Raw genomic sequence first — 14,864 nt, 5'->3', positions numbered from 1 at the left:
CACCTCGGGCACGGCGGCTACGCTAAAACCTCACACTGACGTCAGAGGCAAGGGTCTGTGACGCAGAACTCAGCCAGGAGGCTTTGTGAGGATCGGGGAGCTCGCGTCACGCGCCGGAGTCAGCGTCCGGTCCGTGCGCTACTACGAGGAGCAGGGGCTGCTCACCAGTACTCGCAGCCCGAGCGGGCAGCGGCACTACACGGACGGCGAGGTCGAACGGGTGGCGTTCATCCAGCGGTTGTACGCCGCCGGCCTGTCCAGCCGCACCATCACCGAGCTACTGCCCTGCGTCGACGCACCCAGCGAGGAAAACTCCGACGCTGCGCTGGAGCGGATGGCACTGGAACGCGAGCGGCTCTCCACGCACATCGCCGACCTCGTGCGGACCAGGGACACGCTCGACGGGCTGATGGCCACGGCCCGGGCGCACCGGGAACAGCTGGAGAAGTCTGCGGTCGGCTGACTGGGGGAGGGGCTGGTAGGGCCGCACTGGCCTCCTCCGGGAAGCGCGCAGCCCCGGAGGTTGCCGGGACCGTCTGGGGTTGGGTCTCCGGAAAGCGTTGGCACTCGCGCGACGTCCGGGGCCGCTGTCCGTCCGATGGGCACGCGGCGAGAAAGTCGGTCTGTTGCTCCCGCCTTGCGGGAGGGCACACCGCTCGGCCTGTTTGATCAGGTCAGGACCGTGTGGCGTGGCCTTCATGACGGATATCGCGAAGATCATCACTGTTCAGATGCGCCAGTACTACCTGCGCTGGGTCCTCCTTGCTGGCGGCCGCTCCCGGCCCGAAAACCGCTGCGGGTCGCCCAGGTGGAGGCTGGTGTCCCGGCCGGGAGATGCGACACCAGGCGCTACTCGCGCATCCACCGCGACGGAGGGTGCCGCACCCAGGTGCGGGCACCCTCCAGTTTCAGGCGAGTGAAAGAGCGTAGTCCGGCGGAAGTGTGGTCTCGTTCACGCCTGACGTACGGCGCGGGATCAGCATCACGGCTCGTCCGTTCACCTGCCCGGGCGTCGGCGCGGTCGAGGCGCGTTCGTCGGTGAGCTGCTCGCTCATCCGTCCAAGGACCCGTTCGGTGAAGGTGAGTTCGTCCCGCTCTGCCCGTACCTCCGCCAATTGCTTGGAGCTCGTAACAAGATCATGTTGCTGACACGGACTCGGAGCGACCCGAGGACCAGAACCGGCTTGCACCGGGCGTTGTCAGGGGCATCAGGCACACTGCGCCGTATGAACTTGGTGACCGCGCACGACTACGCTTGGATCCGCACCTCGCCGCTCTTCCGCCACGCGATGGAGAGCGGATACACCCTGACACTGATACAAGGGCGGACCCCGCGTGAGGTGCTGCGCGCGATGGAGGCGGAACCGCGCGGCACTGGGGAGGGAACGGCCGGTCTGATCGAGGCCGACAACGCCCACCGCGCCGAGGTGGACTACGACTACTGGGACGAGTCCTACGTCGCGGGCGCCTTCAGCACTCCGGGCGAGAACGGCGACTGGACACTCGTCCTCGGCTTCGACGGTGGCCTGGGGATCGCGGGCGCGTGCGTGGAGACGCTGTCGAAGGGCGGCCGGGCTGTGGCCCACTCGACCAACGGGGGCAAGCCCATCCACCTCTTCCACTGGTTCGAGGACGGCGAGCTCCGTACGGCGTTCGAGGGCCCCTCGTCGCGCGACGGCAACACCCCCGATGAACTGGTCCCCCTGCTGCGGGAGGTCGGCTTCCCCTTGACCTCCGAGGGAGAGCACGACGAGAGCGCCCCGGACGTCGACCGGAAGGCGGCGGTCCTCGCTCTGGCCGAGAGACTCACTGGCATACGCGTCACCGAATCCCTCCTCCAGGAGGCTACGTACGAACTGGGACTCGTCCCCGAACAGCCCGCCGAGGAGTGGACCCGCGTGGTCATCGACATCACCGATGCCCACGGGGAGCGCCTGTACAGGGAATGGACCTACGAGGAGATCGCGACGGCGTCGGACCGTGCACGGGCGGAGGCAAACGCGCCGGTCGTGATCACCTACAACGAGCCGCCGGCCACGGATCGTTCGGAGCACGAGACGGGTGAGTAGCGAGGGCGCGTGGTGGGTTCCCCGGCGCACTTGCCGCCCTCTATAGGGAGCTTGCCGCTATGGGGGCTTCTGCGACCATGGTCCAGCAGCCTTTTTGAGCCGCCGCCGGCAGATGAGGCCGCAACCGAGCGACACGAAGGCATGGTGGAGGTCGAGGCGTCGTTTTCACCGCACGGCCAGGCGCCTGAACTGGTGCAGCAGGGCGAAGGTCTGCTCGACAACGTAGCGGATCTTGCCCAGGCCCTTGATGTTCGGGGCGCCCCTGCGGGAGATCACCGGCAGGATCCGGCGGCGCCGAAGTTCACGGCGCACAGCACGTGAGTCGTACGCCTTGTCGCCCAGGACGGACTCGGGTCGCCTTCGCGGGCGGCCGGTCCGTCCGGCGACGGGCGGGATGGCGTCGACCAGGTTGAGGGTCTGGGTGATGTCATTGACGTTGGCGGCAGTTGTGATGACCCGGAGCGGAGTGCCGCGCCCGTCGCAGATCAAGTGGTGTTTGCTGCCTGTCTTCCGCCGGTCGACCGGCGACGGAGCGGTTGCGGCTCCCCCTATTTCGCGCGGATGTGAGAGCCATCCACGCACGCGCGCGTCCAGTCGAATTCGCCAGCCGCGTGCAGTTCGGCGATCACTCGACCACCGTCAGCACGATCTTGCCTTGGAGGTGGCCCTGCGCGGCTCGCGTGTGTGCGCTGCCCGCCTCGGGCAGCGGGTAGGTGCTGTCCACCCCGACCTGGAGCTTGCCCTCGTCGAACAGGCGCCCGATCTCGGCGAGCTGGGGGCCGTTGGAACGCACCTGAATGTCCGAGACTGTGATGCCCAGACTCGCCGTCTCTTCCGGGTCGTACTGGGCAAAGAACACCGGAAGCATGGTGCCGCCGCGCTTGAGCACGGTCAGGAAGCGTGAGCTGTCCGGGCCACCGACGGTGTCGATCACCAGGTCGACACCGCTGACCACGTCCGCGGCCTGCGTCCTGGTGTAGTCGATGAACTCATCGGCGCCGAGCTTGCGCAGGAACTGCTCGTGCCGGCCCGAGGCCACCGCGATTACGTGTGCCCCCTTCCATTTCGCCAGCTGCACCGCGAAGTGGCCCACTCCACCGGCGGCCCCGTTGACCAGCACGGTCATCCCTGGCGTGATCGGCACCGGCTGGTGCACCTGGCCGGTGAATGGAGACGGCACGTCGTGGCCGAGATCAACCAGGTACTGCCAGGCCGTAAGCACGGCCATCGGCGCCCCAGCCGCCTGCACGTGGTCGATGGCGGCCGGCTTGTGAGCCAGGTCCGACGCCGGCGCGGCCACGTACTCGGCGTACGTCCGGCCGTCGAATCCGGGGAACCGCAGCATGCCGAAGACCTCGTCACCGACGGCGAACCCCAGCACGTCCGGAGCGACCTCCTGGACCACGCCCGACATGTCCGTTCCGGGGATCAGGGGGAACTCCAGCGCCGGCCTCATCTCGGCCGGCATGACCTTCATCCCCTCACGCAGGTACCAGTCCGGTGGGTTGATGCCCGCCGCGTGCACCCGGACGAGCACCTCACCCGGGCCGATCTCGGGAACCGGCACCTCGTCATACTGCAAAACTTCCGGCCCGCCCGCTTCGTGGAACTGGATCGCCTTCATCGCGCCTGTCGCTTTCTCGGGGAAACGTTGCTCCTTCAGTCAAGGCCCAGGACGGCATGGCCGTCCAAGACCGGTTCGGCAACCTAGTCATTCCGAAACGGCATGACGCGTACGCTGGAAGGGTGAACGATCTTGGACAGGATCTGGAACTGCGGCTGGTGCGCTACTTCACCGTGGTGGCGGCGCACCAGCACTTCGGCCGGGCCGCCGCCGACTTGCACGTGGCCCAGCCCGCACTGAGCCGCCAGATTCAACGGCTCGAGAAGTATCTCGGCGCACGACTGCTGGACCGCGTACCCCAGGGCACCCGGCTCACTCCGGCCGGCCAGAGCTTCCTCCCCCGGGCCCAAGCCCTGCTGCAGGCCGCCCGCCAGGCCGAACTGGCCGTGCGTGAACAAGCCGAGACCGAACGAATCGCCATCGGCTACGTTGAAGACCTGGTGATCACCGCCGCCGTACGGGAACTGCGCCGCCGTTGCCCGGACGCCGAGATCGCCACCCGGTACCTGAGCTGCCGCGACGTCGGGGCGCTGTCCGACAAGCGCGTCGACGCCCTGATCGCGCGGGCCCCGCTGCCGCTTGCCGCCGACGACGTGTTCACCACCCCGCTGTACGAGGAGCCCCGGATGCTCGTGGTCCCGCGCGGCCATCCCTTGGCCGACCGCGCGTCGGTGACCGCGGAAGAACTGGCCGGCGAGGAGGCGGCGCCGTGCGCGTTCGAAACCGCGGACTGGACTTCCTACCGGATCCTCGGGGCCGGCGTGCCGCCGATCGAGAGCTACGAGGACAAGCTCGAACTCGTCGCGAGTGGCAGGGTGATCGCCGTGCTACCGGTCGGCGATCGGCGTAGCTCACTGCGTCCCAACCTCGTCACCGTCCCGATCGAGGGCGCTCCCCCCAGCCAGGTCGTCCTGGTCAGCCGCAAGGGCGACCCGAATCCGATGATCAGGAATCTCCGGCTGGCGGCCAAGGCCGTCCTGACCGCTCCGGCAGCCTGACCGGGACCGGCCGACCCGCTTGGCGCTGAACTGCACCAAGCGGTGCTCACGCGCGCCGTGTTCGTCGCGCATCTGCCGGTATCGCTCAGGGTTAGGTTGGTGCCGGCTCAGCGTCCGACCCTATGGCACGGCGTTCAAGCACGTCGTCTCGACCAGGAACCGTTGCCGTATCGCGTGAGGATGCAGGGAAGCTTCAGATCCGACAAGGTTAACACAACACGTATTGTTCAGGGTCGTCGTTGAGATGAGCTCCGGAGCGCTGCCTGTCGCGAGCGGCAGCCCGGCAACGTCTGGATACATGTCGATGACCGTTTGAAGACCCCGCGGTGGCGTGGGCGTCCGCCGCGGCTGACCGATGCCGAGCTGGTGGCCCAGGCCGTGCTGGGCTTCCACTGCGAGGCCCGTTGGCTGCGCTTCGCCCACGCCCACCTGCACGGGATGTTCCCGTATCTGCCGCAGCACCCGTCCTGCAACAAGCGGCTGCGAGCTGCTCGGCCCCTGGTCAAGCGGGCCATTCGGTCGCTAGCCGCAGATACCGACCGACCTGTGGCTGGACGATGTGTGGATCGTCGACTCCACGCCCGTCGAGTGCGCCCGCTCCCGCGAGACCGTCAAACGCTCCGACCTGGCCGGCTGGGCCAACTACGGCTACTGCCGCTCTCACTCCCGCTTCTACTGGGGCCTGAAACTGCACCTGGGATGCACCCCGGCCGGCCCGTGGCTATGTAAGCGAGTTGCTGCGACGTGGTTTCGACGCGAGATTGGGAGTCGCGCGCTCGCACGAATAGGCGATGTTCACGAGAACGGGAGTCAGTCGCTCTGGGCCTGTTGGGAGTCGGGCGGTGGTGCGAATAGTGCTTGGACAGTTTCGGTGGCCAGGTCCAGCAGCCAGGTGTGGGCGCGGTCGTCGTCGTGGCGCTGGTGCCACAGCAGGTACAGCGGGATGGCGGGCATCTGGAGTGGCAGTGGCAATGTGATCAGACCGAGTTGGTCCCGGGCCGCGCGGGTGACCGCGTCGGGAAGGGTGACCACCAGGTCGGTTTCGAGGGCTAGTTGCAGCGCGATGGCAGCAGTGGGCGCGGCGGCGGCGACGCGGCGTTCGTGGCCGCGTGTGGTCAGGGCTTCGTCTATCGGGTCGCGCAGGCGTCCGCGGCGCGAGACGGTGACGTGGTCGGTGGCCGTGTAGCGCTCGACGCTCAGCGGGCCTTCGGTGAGCGAGTGGCCGGGGCGGACGGCGACGACGATCCGGTCTTTGCCGACGAGGCGGTGGCGGATGTCGGGGAGGGTCGGCAGCGTGGAGCTGGATTCGAGGTCGACCTCGCCCCGGCGTAGGTCGGGGGTGTCCGTGCCGGGTTCGGCGGGCAGACGCAGCTGCACGCCGGGGGCCTGGCGGTGGATGGCGGCGATCAGGGCCGGACCGCAGGCGACGGTCAGGGCGTCGTGCCAGCGCAGGGTGAACACCCGCTCCAGAGTCGCCAGGTTGAGGTCCTGCTGCGCGGAGAGAAGCTGATGGGCCTCCTGCACGAGGGCGTGGACCTGGGTGCGGATGGCCAGTGCGCGGGTGGTGGGGACCATGGTGCGACCGGTGCGGACCAGGATCTGGTCACCGGTGACCTTGCGGATGCGGCCCAGGGAGCGGCTCATAGCCGGTGGGGTGACGTGGAGACGGGTCGCGGCGCCGGCGACGCTGCCCTCTTCCAGCAGCGCGTCAAGCGCCGTGAGCAGGTTCAAATCCAGTTGCATGAGAGTAACTTTACGAGTGAAAGCATGCACTTGTTGTTAATCAAGAACGGACCTGCCTCCGCGACGAGTTCGGCGATCACATCGGCCGACAGACCGGTGATCCTCCGGTCGTCGGTGATTGCTGCACGAGACACGTTCCCCACCACACGACCATGATCAACGATCGAGAGCTCGACGTCTCACCGCCAACGCTGAGCCCTCCCTCCGTGCGCGGCACCCCGCGCGACAGCCTCTACACCCTGGACACCCTGCTGAACCTCGACGGCGGGGTGAAGCCGGAGATGGTGGCCACCGACACCGCCCCGTACGGCGACATGGCCTTCAGCCCGTACAAGATGGACGAGGGCGTCGCCCGCCTCCCCCCGCTCATGCCTGCACACCAACTTCTTGGGCCCCTACCTGTTCAGCATTAAGGCCGCCGACCACGGCCGGGGCCTGCGCCCCTTCCGTGACCCCGACGCTGCCGAAGGCGACTATGGTGCTGGACAACTACGCCACCCGCAAAACCCCGGCCGTCGGGATCTGGCTGCCGGTCCACCCCGCCTTCACGTGCACTTCACGCCCACCGGATCGTCGTGGCTGAACCTGGTGGAACGCTGGTTCGCCGAGCTGACCAACAAGCAGATACGACGAGGCGTCCACCGATCCGTGCAAGCCCTGGCGGGTCGTTTCGGGGAATCGCGTTGCGTCGGGGGTTCGGCGCGCGGAGGCCGGCGTCGGGGTGTGGAGTTCCCCGATGTACCCCCGGTTGATGCTGGCGGATCGTCAGGGCCGGATGGGGAGGTTGGCTTCCCATCCGTCGAGGAGCCGTTCGAGTCCCAGTTCGAAGCCGCGCTCGGCGCTGTCGGCCGAGTGGGGGAGCGCGGCATCACGAATGACCCGGGCGAGGAGTGGGTGGCGCCCGGTCTCGACGATTTTGTCGAGGTAGGGCGCGTGGGCGTCCATCCATTCCTGGATGCCGACTCCGGAGCGTCGGACGGCTTCCTGTTCGGCGAGCTCGCCGATGGCGTAGCCGCGGACGTAGGCCTGCAGCGTGTTGACGACGGTGATCATGACGTCGATGTCGAAGCCGAGGGGATCGAGGGCGGCGAGTGCGTATTCGGTGGCATCGAGGGAGTTCGGTCCAAGTGATGGGCGCCCTGCTGCGAGGGAGGTCATCCAGGGATGCCGGTGGATGGTGGCTCGGGAACGATGGGCCAGGCTTCGCAGGTCGCTGCGCCAGTCGCCGGTCGGGGCGGGCGGGCCGCCGTCTTCGGCCGCTACGGCGTCGAGCATGAGGTCGAGCAGGTCGTCTTTGGACGCCAGGTAGCGGTAGAGCGAGGCTGTGCCCGTTCCCAGTTCCTTGGCGACGCGCCGCATGGACAGTGCCTCGATGCCCTCGGCGTCGGCGATCGCGACAGCGGCGCTGGTGATCTCCGCCCGGGTGCGTGACGGCGCGGGGCCTTTCGCGGCCCGCTCCGGCCGGTTCCAGATCACCGTGTGAGCGTCGTCCATCGGTTTTCCTCCTCACTACTGCGCTCACTGTTCGCAGTAGTGCTATCGTGACGCCGGTACTGCGAACACTGTATCGCAGTAGAGCGGTGTCCAAGCGAAAGGGAAACCACCATGACCACTCCCGTCACGATCGTCGGCGCCGGGCTCGGGGGCCTGACCCTCGCACGGGTTCTGCACCTGCACGGCATCCCCGCGACCATCTACGAAGCCGAGACATCGGCGGACGCCCGCCCGCAGGGCGGTCAGCTCGACATCCACGAGTACAACGGGCAGCTCGCCCTCGAAGCGGCCGGCCTCACCGACGAGTTCCGCGCGATCATCCACGAAGGCGGCGAGGCCCTGCGCGTGCTCGACCAGCACGGCGCGGTACTGCTCGACCAGCCCGACGACGGCACGGGCGGTCGCCCTGAGGTGCTCCGCGGAGACCTGCGTCGGATCCTGCTCGACTCGCTGCCCGACGAGATGATCCAGTGGGGACACAAGGTCACCAGTGTCCGCCCCCTCGGAGACGGAAGGCACGAGCTGACCTTCGCCGACGGGCCAACCGTGACGACCGGCCTCCTCGTCGGCGCGGACGGCGCCTGGTCGAGGATCCGGCCGCTGCTCTCCGACGCGAAGCCCGAGTACGTCGGCACGTCGTTCATCGAGACCTACCTGTACGACGCCGACCAACGCCACCCCGCAGCGGCCAAGGCCGCCGGCGACGGTTCCCTGTTCGCCGTCACAGCCGGCAAGGGGATCCTTGGCCATCGAGAGGCCAACGCCGTTCTTCACACCTACGTCGCGCTCAACAAACCGCAGGAATGGATCGCCGCCATCCTCTCCAGTCCCGAAACGGCGGCGGCCCAGGTCGCGGCAGAATTCTCCGGATGGGCGCCTGAACTCACCGCACTCATCACTGACGGGGGAACCGCCCTCGCCCCGCGCCCGATCAGCGCCCTGCCGATCGGCCACTGCTGGGACCGCGTTCCCGGAGTGACGCTGCTGGGCGACGCCGCCCACCTCATGTCACCGTTCGCCGGGGAGGGCGCCAACCTCGCCATGTTCGACGGCGCTGAACTCGGCAAAGCCATCGCCGCGCATTCCGACGACATCGAAGCCGCCCTTGCGGAGTACGAGCAGGCTCTTTTTCCCCGCAGTGCCCAGTTCGCCGCCGAATCCGACAAGAATCACCAGCTCATCTTCGGCGACAACGCTCCCGCCAGCCTGCTCGACCTGCTCATCGGCCAGGAGTCGACCGAGTGAGCTAGATCGCTGATCAGGGGATCGGAGCCGCGCGCGAACTCCAGCGCGGCTGCTTCGGTGGGCGTGGTCGCCACCACGCGGCGGGTGAGGCCGAGCGGCGCGAGGGCGTTGCTGAGATTTCCGCGCCGCGAGACGGTGACGTGCTCAGCGGCGGCGTACTGCTCTGCGGTGACGGCTTTGACACGCGTGAGGGGGTGCCCTTGCCGCACGACGATGACGAGGCGGGTCTCGCCCACGTTCTCGGTACGGATGTCTGGTGCGCTCGGGCGGTTGGCGTTCGCCTCCAGTTCGACCTCGCCACGCCGCAACTCGGGGGTATCGAGGCTCGATTCCGCGACGAAGCGCAATCGCACTCTCGGCGCCTGTCCGCGCACGGCCGCGAGCAGTGCGGGACCGCTCAGGGCGACCAGGGAATCGTGCCAGCGGAGTGTGAAGGTGCGCTCCAGCGTTGCCAGATCGAGTTCACGGCTCGGCGCCAGCACACCCTTGACCTGGTGCAGTAGCTCGTGCACCTGTTACCGGATGGCGATCGCATACGGCGTCGGGGTCATCGTGCGGCTGGTGCGCACCAGGATCTGATCCCTGGCCGTGCGAATGATTCGGCCCAGACTCCGACTCCTCACGGGGGCGGTGACATGCAGGCGTGCGGCCACCCCGGCCACGCTGCCCTCCCCCCAGCAACGCGTCGAGCGCGGCGAGCAGGGCAAACCCAATTGCACGCGAGTAATCCTAGGCGTGCTTGACATGCATTTGAAGTTAATTACGGGGCTGCATACCGTTGAGGCGAAGGCGCAAGACGGACCGCACAGCTCGGCCCGACCGACCTCACCATCCCCCTCTCACACGGGAGTACCACCATGTCCGAAACGCTTCAGACCACTGACGCCGCCGCCTCCGACGCCGACCTGCTCGACCAGACCTCGGTCGCCGTGCGCGCGGCCGGTTCGGCGCTGCGCGAGCGGTTCGGCGAGGTAGTCCGCTACCAGAACCGCGACGAGCTGATGCACGCGCTCGCCGCCAACGACGACACGGCCCTCGGCATCCTGCGGCCCCGCCTCACGCACCTGCGCCCCGACGCCGGATGGGTGGAGGACGAGCTGGACGGCGGGGCGCTGCCGCCCGGCGAATGGTGGGTCGTGGATCCGGCCGAGGGCAACGTCAACCACCTGCATGCCCTGCCGGAGTGGGCGGTGACCGCCACCCTCGTGCGCGAGAACCAGCCGGTGCTCACCGTGGTCCACCTGCCGTTGACCGGCGAGACCTACACCGCGCTCACCGGCGCGGGCGCCTACCTCGACGGCCGGCCGCTGCACGTCTCCCGGACCGCGGACCTCGGCCTGAGCCTCGTGGCCACCAGCCAGGCCCGGCCCGACGAGGACAAGAACGTCGTGCGACGCGTCGGCTCCTCGATCACCGCGATGCTCTTCGACGCGCTCGTCGTCCGCACTTCCGTGCCCGCGACCCTGCACCTGCTGAACGTGGCCGCCGGCCGGATCGACGCCTTCTGGCAGTTCGCCGGTGCCCGCGCGGACCTGCTGCCCGGGGCGCTCCTCGTCACCGAGGCCGGCGGACAGATCTCCGACGCCGAGGGCCGCCCCTGGACCCCGCAAAGCGAGAGCTTCCTGGCCGCCGCGCCCGGCGTCCACGCCCAGGCCGTCGCCACCCTCTCACGCTGACCGAACACCACCCCACCCGCACACATGTACCCGTACTCGGAGCCACGGTGGCCTGCTGGCGCGCCCGCCGGGCCCTGCTCGGCCACCTGCGATCGATCGCGACCCACCCCACGATTCTTCCGGAGATGACATGATCAAGACGGGTTCCGAGACGAGCCGGACACCGTACGGGTACGCCGCCACGACGCCGGTGTACTTCGACGACCTCGACCCCATGGGCATTCTGCACAACGCGCGTTACGCCGTGCTGGTCGAGCGCGCCATCACCACATGGTGGCAGGAGCGCGGTGTGTCGTATGCCGGTGGCCGCCCGACCACACCCGACGCGTTCTCTGTGGTCCGCGATTTTTCGATCACCTATCTATCACCCGTGCGCGGCACCGGCGAGATCACCGTCCACTTCTGGATCGAGCGGATCGGTGACACCAGCGTCGACTATCGGTTCCGATTGGTCTCCCCGGGAGGCGAGTCAGTATTCGCCGAGGGCCGCCGCCTGTCGGTACGCCTCGATCCGGCCACCATGAAGCCCGCGACGTGGACCGACCGCGGTCGCGAGCTCGCCGCCGCCCTGATCAAGCCCTGACAGCAGACCCGCGCTCAGACCCCCAGAGCCGTCCAGGCCGATAAGGCCGAGGAGAAACCTCTCGCGCATGAAGCAATGCCGCGTGAGAGGACGTTCGCGCGGGCCGCTCCCGCGACGCTGGTGGCCACACCGGCGAAATGAGTGCTCACCCTGACACGAGGGCCCGGCGAACTCGGCACCTTACTTCAGCGGCGTCATCGCGCACGCCAGCAAGCATGGCTGGGTGGCCGCCTCCGGCCTGGTCGCCGGTGCTCTGCTGGTCTCCGAGGCCAGAGGCACCGTCACCGACCTAACGGGCGAGCCCTGGACCACGAACAGCCGCGACTTCCTGGCCGCCGCCCCCGGCATCCACGCCGCCGCCCTCAAGGTCCTCTCGCCGATCGCCTGACCACAACAGCGGCCCCCGCTCCCGTCCGTCCCAGCCAACACCGCAAGGAGCATCACCTCATGACCACCATCGGCATCCTGGGCGCCGGCCGCGTCGGCCAGAGCCTCGCCCAAAAGCTCGCCATGAGCGGACACCACGTCATCCTCGGCCACCGGAGCACGGAGGAAGAGACCGCAGCGCCTGTCGGCGGCGTCGACCCCCGCATCTCCTTCGCCGATCAGCACACCACCGCCCGCACCGCGGACATCGTGATCAACGCGACGCCCGGCGACAGCGCCCTGGACCGCCTCACCGGCCTGCGCACCGAACTCGCCGGAAAGATCCTCGTCGACGTCTCCAACGCGACCCGCGACGCCGACGACGGCCTGCCGGGCGAGCTGTGCTACCCCGGCAGCAGCCTCGCCGAGCAACTCCAGGCCGCCCTGCCCGACACCCATGTGGTCAAGACCCTCAACACCATGCTGTTCATGGTCATGACCGCCCCCGAAACCCTGGACACCCCGCCGACCGTCTATGTGTCGGGCAACGACAAGCAGGCGAAGAGGACCGTCACCGGCCTGCTCGGCGACCTGGGCTGGCAGCCCGCGTGGATCGAGGACCTCGGCGACATCACCACCGCCCGCGCCACCGAGGCCATGATCCTGGTGGTGCCCCACATCCTGCGCCGGCACGGCTTCCAGCCCTTCGCCGTATCCCTCACCCGCTGACCCCACCGGGGCCGGCGCCGCGAAGGGGGAGCCGGCCTCGGACGAGGAAGCCAGGCGCCGGCACTGACAACGCCCGCCGGGACGTATGTGACTTCCAAACTCATCGACATTGATCAACACTGCCGTGTGCGAGGTGACTCCCGAAGTCGTCTACAAACGACTCCCGTTCTCGGATCAGGCACATATTTCGTGAGGACGATCAAGGTGGTTCGACTTCGTCACCTGACGTGAGCGACGGCGGTCAGTCAGCCCAGCCCGTGGTGTTCGAGTACGACTCATAGGAGTATCGGGTGCTGCGGTTCCACTTCTCGCCGGTGATGCGTTCGTATGCGTGGTCCGGTGTGTAGAGCAGGCTCTCGGCCCAGATGTGGCCGGTGGCGTACGGAACAAAGTCCGCAGGGTCTCGGATGACGCCTTCGAACGCGGTGCGGCCGGCGGCGACGACCGCGCAGCGTGTGTAGAGGAAGGCATTGCCGGACAGGCCCTGTCCGTGCTCCTTACGGTCCAGACGGTAGAGCGTCCATGACAGCTGTTCGGCGAAGCCGGTGACGACGAACAGCGGGGACGCGGCAAGGCGGTCGGTCAGTTCAGCTGCAAGCCGTTCGGCGTCAGGGTCCGGTCTCGTGGGCCTGCACTCTTCGATGAGCTGCCAGAAGGCGTCCTCGTTCATGCTGGTGAGCATGACGCGCCAGTCTGACACTACGGCAGCCGTGTCCCCCTGTTTCCTGCTGCCGTCAGGAGAACTCGCCTGCGCAGCAAGGGGAACTTGGCTCGTCCGAACATCTGGCGCTTGATCATCTTGATGTGATTGACACGGCCTTCCACCGGACCGGAGTTCCAGCAGGTGGTCAGACCCTGAACGACAGCGTCCAGTCCTTCTCCAGACCATGGGTGAACGTGTGCAGGCCGGGCAGATCCTCGGTGCGGGTGGCGACGATCCAGTCTTTGAGGTTCTGGCCGGAGCGTGATGTGAGGATCTCGGCGAAGGTGCGGACGTGGGCATGGAGGGCGGTCAATTCCGGGCATTGGGCGAGAACGGCGGTGAACTGTCGGCGTTCTTCGTCGCCCAGATGCTCGGGGTGCCGCATTATCCAGCCGGTGACCTGACGAACGCTCGGAGGCGCTGGGGCGACAACACGGATGCGTCGACGTCGCCGCGGTCGCAGATAGTCACTGATCGTCTGGTAGCTGCCGCGGTAGCCGAGGTCCTGAAGCTCGGTGTGCAGATCGATTGCGTTGGTTGATCCTTCTGCCCAGCGTTTGTTCAGGTGAGCTTTGTAGGGGTCGAGTTGGCTGGGCCGGGGCTGGTGACGTCCGGTCAGTAAGTCTTCGGGAGTCTCGATGCGGGCGGTGCGACGCACGGTGTTGGCGCCCATGTGCAGTTCCCGGGCGATCTCGCGGATGCCGTGTCCCTGGGCCAACAAGGCGTGGACGGTCGCATGGCGTTCGCGGATACGGGCCTCGATGGGCGACATTTCCTTCCCGGCGCCCGCATGGTCGGCAGCGGCGTCGTTCATAAGGCCCTCAGCACTGATGGCAGCCGCCTTCAGGCAGTTGTTGTGGCGGCGCACGCTGCGTTCGGCGGCGGCGCCGAGGTTCTGCCAGAGGTGGAAACGGTCGGCGACCTGGACCGCGTTCGGGGCACCGGTGCGGGCGCCCTCGGCGTAAGAACCGGCCCGATCACGACAGATGATCTCGGAGCCGGGATGTTCCCGTAACCAGCCGGTCAGGGTCGCAGCGTCACGGCCGGGCAGCAGATCGAGAGGCCGGCTGGTCTCGCAGTCGATGAGCACGGTGCCGTAATGCTGTCCGCGACGGGTGGCGAAGTCATCGACGCCCAACACCTTGGGAACGGTCCAGGCCGGATCGGGCATGGCCATGACCGCCCGAAGGAGTGTGGTCCGACTCACCGGTGCGTGCAGGACAGCGGCGAGACGGCTCCCGGCCCGACCAGCCAGCGCGACCGCGACAGCCTCCAGAACTCGCCGAGCGGCAGGAGTGCGGCGGCCATAGCGAACTGTCAGCCCCTCGACCTGCTCGGCGAACGTACGCCGCGAACAACGAAAGTTCTCGCAGTAGAGCCGCCGCACCGTCAGCTCGATCAGCACCGGCCGATCTCCAACCGGCGTGTCGGCGAGGCGTCTTCCGTACGTGCTGTGCACCCGGTCGGACATCACCGCACATCCAGGGCAGGCCACCTCAGCCTCCCGTGTACGCGCCATCAGGCGAATCACTCCGCAGTCGAAGAACACACGCTCCAGCTGTAACGCGGTGAGGTGCGGAAACAGGTCACCGACGAGCTCATCACACCGCACCACGATCCCAGGTGACGCCACG

At 67.9% G+C, this 14,864-nt stretch carries 14 protein-coding genes and 5 pseudogenes; 11 read left to right on the top strand and 8 right to left on the bottom strand.

Translation table 11 applies throughout. The features are described from left to right. Positions 1-85: 85 nt before the first annotated feature. Positions 86-463: a MerR family transcriptional regulator gene (locus ACZ7M2_RS48545; protein WP_471600732.1), complete on the top strand. Its 378-nt coding sequence runs from the start codon at positions 86-88 to the stop codon at positions 461-463. Positions 464-908: 445 nt separating this feature from the next. Here ACZ7M2_RS48545 and ACZ7M2_RS48540 read toward each other — a convergent pair whose 3' ends face one another. Then, entirely contained in the window at positions 909-1,055 is a 147-nt protein-coding gene (locus tag ACZ7M2_RS48540) for a hypothetical protein (RefSeq protein WP_471600731.1), read from the bottom strand. A 171-nt stretch (positions 1,056-1,226) separates the two neighbouring features. Here ACZ7M2_RS48540 and ACZ7M2_RS48535 point away from each other — a divergent pair, with 171 nt between their 5' ends. Next, positions 1,227-2,069: a DUF6461 domain-containing protein gene (locus ACZ7M2_RS48535; RefSeq protein WP_471600730.1), complete on the top strand. Its 843-nt coding sequence runs from the start codon at positions 1,227-1,229 to the stop codon at positions 2,067-2,069. A gap of 165 nt (positions 2,070-2,234) precedes the next feature. Here the strand turns inward: ACZ7M2_RS48535 and ACZ7M2_RS48530 are convergent, their stop codons facing one another. Both ACZ7M2_RS48530 and ACZ7M2_RS48525 read right to left on the bottom strand, forming a co-directional pair. Further along, positions 2,235-2,651 carry a transposase gene (locus ACZ7M2_RS48530; RefSeq protein WP_471600729.1) on the bottom strand — a complete coding sequence of 139 codons (417 nt, stop codon included), beginning with the start codon at positions 2,649-2,651 and terminating at the stop codon, positions 2,235-2,237. Between the two features lie 43 nt (positions 2,652-2,694). Next, positions 2,695-3,693: an NADP-dependent oxidoreductase gene (locus tag ACZ7M2_RS48525; protein WP_471600728.1), complete on the bottom strand. Its 999-nt coding sequence runs from the start codon at positions 3,691-3,693 to the stop codon at positions 2,695-2,697. 122 nt (positions 3,694-3,815) lie between these two features. Between ACZ7M2_RS48525 and ACZ7M2_RS48520 the strand changes: the two genes are divergently transcribed. Together ACZ7M2_RS48520 and ACZ7M2_RS48515 are read left to right on the top strand one after the other, a co-directional pair. Further along, positions 3,816-4,691: a LysR family transcriptional regulator gene (locus ACZ7M2_RS48520; RefSeq protein WP_471600727.1), complete on the top strand. Its 876-nt coding sequence runs from the start codon at positions 3,816-3,818 to the stop codon at positions 4,689-4,691. A 294-nt stretch (positions 4,692-4,985) separates the two neighbouring features. Continuing rightward, a pseudogene (locus ACZ7M2_RS48515) lies at positions 4,986-5,406 on the top strand (transposase family protein); the annotation flags it as partial. Positions 5,407-5,501: 95 nt separating this feature from the next. On the opposite strand, the gene ACZ7M2_RS48510 reads toward ACZ7M2_RS48515, so the two are convergent. Then, positions 5,502-6,434 (bottom strand): LysR family transcriptional regulator, encoded by a 933-nt coding sequence (locus ACZ7M2_RS48510; protein WP_471600726.1) that lies wholly within the window; start codon positions 6,432-6,434, stop codon positions 5,502-5,504. A gap of 206 nt (positions 6,435-6,640) precedes the next feature. Between ACZ7M2_RS48510 and ACZ7M2_RS48505 the strand changes: the two are divergent. Together ACZ7M2_RS48505 and ACZ7M2_RS48500 are read left to right on the top strand one after the other, a co-directional pair. After that, positions 6,641-6,772, top strand: a pseudogene (locus ACZ7M2_RS48505) (Tn3 family transposase); the annotation flags it as partial. Positions 6,773-6,909: 137 nt separating this feature from the next. Beyond that, positions 6,910-7,094: pseudogene (locus ACZ7M2_RS48500) on the top strand (IS630 family transposase); the annotation flags it as partial. A 105-nt stretch (positions 7,095-7,199) separates the two neighbouring features. On the opposite strand, the gene ACZ7M2_RS48495 reads toward ACZ7M2_RS48500, so the two are convergent. After that, positions 7,200-7,928 carry a TetR/AcrR family transcriptional regulator gene (locus tag ACZ7M2_RS48495; protein ID WP_471600725.1) on the bottom strand — a complete coding sequence of 243 codons (729 nt, stop codon included), beginning with the start codon at positions 7,926-7,928 and terminating at the stop codon, positions 7,200-7,202. A 111-nt stretch (positions 7,929-8,039) separates the two neighbouring features. Here ACZ7M2_RS48495 and ACZ7M2_RS48490 point away from each other — a divergent pair, with 111 nt between their 5' ends. Then, entirely contained in the window at positions 8,040-9,173 is a 1,134-nt protein-coding gene (locus ACZ7M2_RS48490; RefSeq protein WP_471600724.1) for an FAD-dependent oxidoreductase, read from the top strand. A gap of 8 nt (positions 9,174-9,181) precedes the next feature. On the opposite strand, the pseudogene ACZ7M2_RS48485 reads toward ACZ7M2_RS48490, so the two are convergent. Further along, positions 9,182-9,887: pseudogene (locus ACZ7M2_RS48485) on the bottom strand (LysR family transcriptional regulator); the annotation flags it as partial. Positions 9,888-10,030: 143 nt separating this feature from the next. Between ACZ7M2_RS48485 and ACZ7M2_RS48480 the strand changes: the two are divergent. The 4 genes and pseudogenes from ACZ7M2_RS48480 (at position 10,031) to ACZ7M2_RS48465 (ending at position 12,527) form a co-directional block, all read left to right on the top strand. Further along, positions 10,031-10,849, top strand: coding sequence for an inositol monophosphatase family protein (locus tag ACZ7M2_RS48480; RefSeq protein ID WP_471600723.1), 819 nt, complete (start codon positions 10,031-10,033; stop codon positions 10,847-10,849). Between the two features lie 130 nt (positions 10,850-10,979). After that, positions 10,980-11,432: an acyl-CoA thioesterase gene (locus tag ACZ7M2_RS48475; protein ID WP_471600722.1), complete on the top strand. Its 453-nt coding sequence runs from the start codon at positions 10,980-10,982 to the stop codon at positions 11,430-11,432. 232 nt (positions 11,433-11,664) lie between these two features. Beyond that, positions 11,665-11,820 (top strand): annotated as a pseudogene (locus tag ACZ7M2_RS48470) (3'(2'),5'-bisphosphate nucleotidase CysQ); the annotation flags it as partial. Between the two features lie 59 nt (positions 11,821-11,879). Continuing rightward, positions 11,880-12,527 carry an NADPH-dependent F420 reductase gene (locus ACZ7M2_RS48465; RefSeq protein WP_471600721.1) on the top strand — a complete coding sequence of 216 codons (648 nt, stop codon included), beginning with the start codon at positions 11,880-11,882 and terminating at the stop codon, positions 12,525-12,527. A 241-nt stretch (positions 12,528-12,768) separates the two neighbouring features. Here ACZ7M2_RS48465 and ACZ7M2_RS48460 read toward each other — a convergent pair whose 3' ends face one another. Then, complete coding sequence (locus tag ACZ7M2_RS48460; protein ID WP_471600720.1) at positions 12,769-13,209, bottom strand: DUF4240 domain-containing protein; 441 nt, start codon at positions 13,207-13,209, stop codon at positions 12,769-12,771. Positions 13,210-13,375: 166 nt separating this feature from the next. Beyond that, complete coding sequence (locus ACZ7M2_RS48455; RefSeq protein WP_471600719.1) at positions 13,376-14,845, bottom strand: ISL3 family transposase; 1,470 nt, start codon at positions 14,843-14,845, stop codon at positions 13,376-13,378. Positions 14,846-14,864 lie beyond the last annotated feature (19 nt).

The sequence above is a fragment of the Streptomyces sp. NPDC111507 genome, assembly GCF_055638955.1.
The sequence above is the reverse complement of the archived record's forward strand: the minus strand, read 5'-3'. Positions and strand labels throughout refer to the sequence as shown.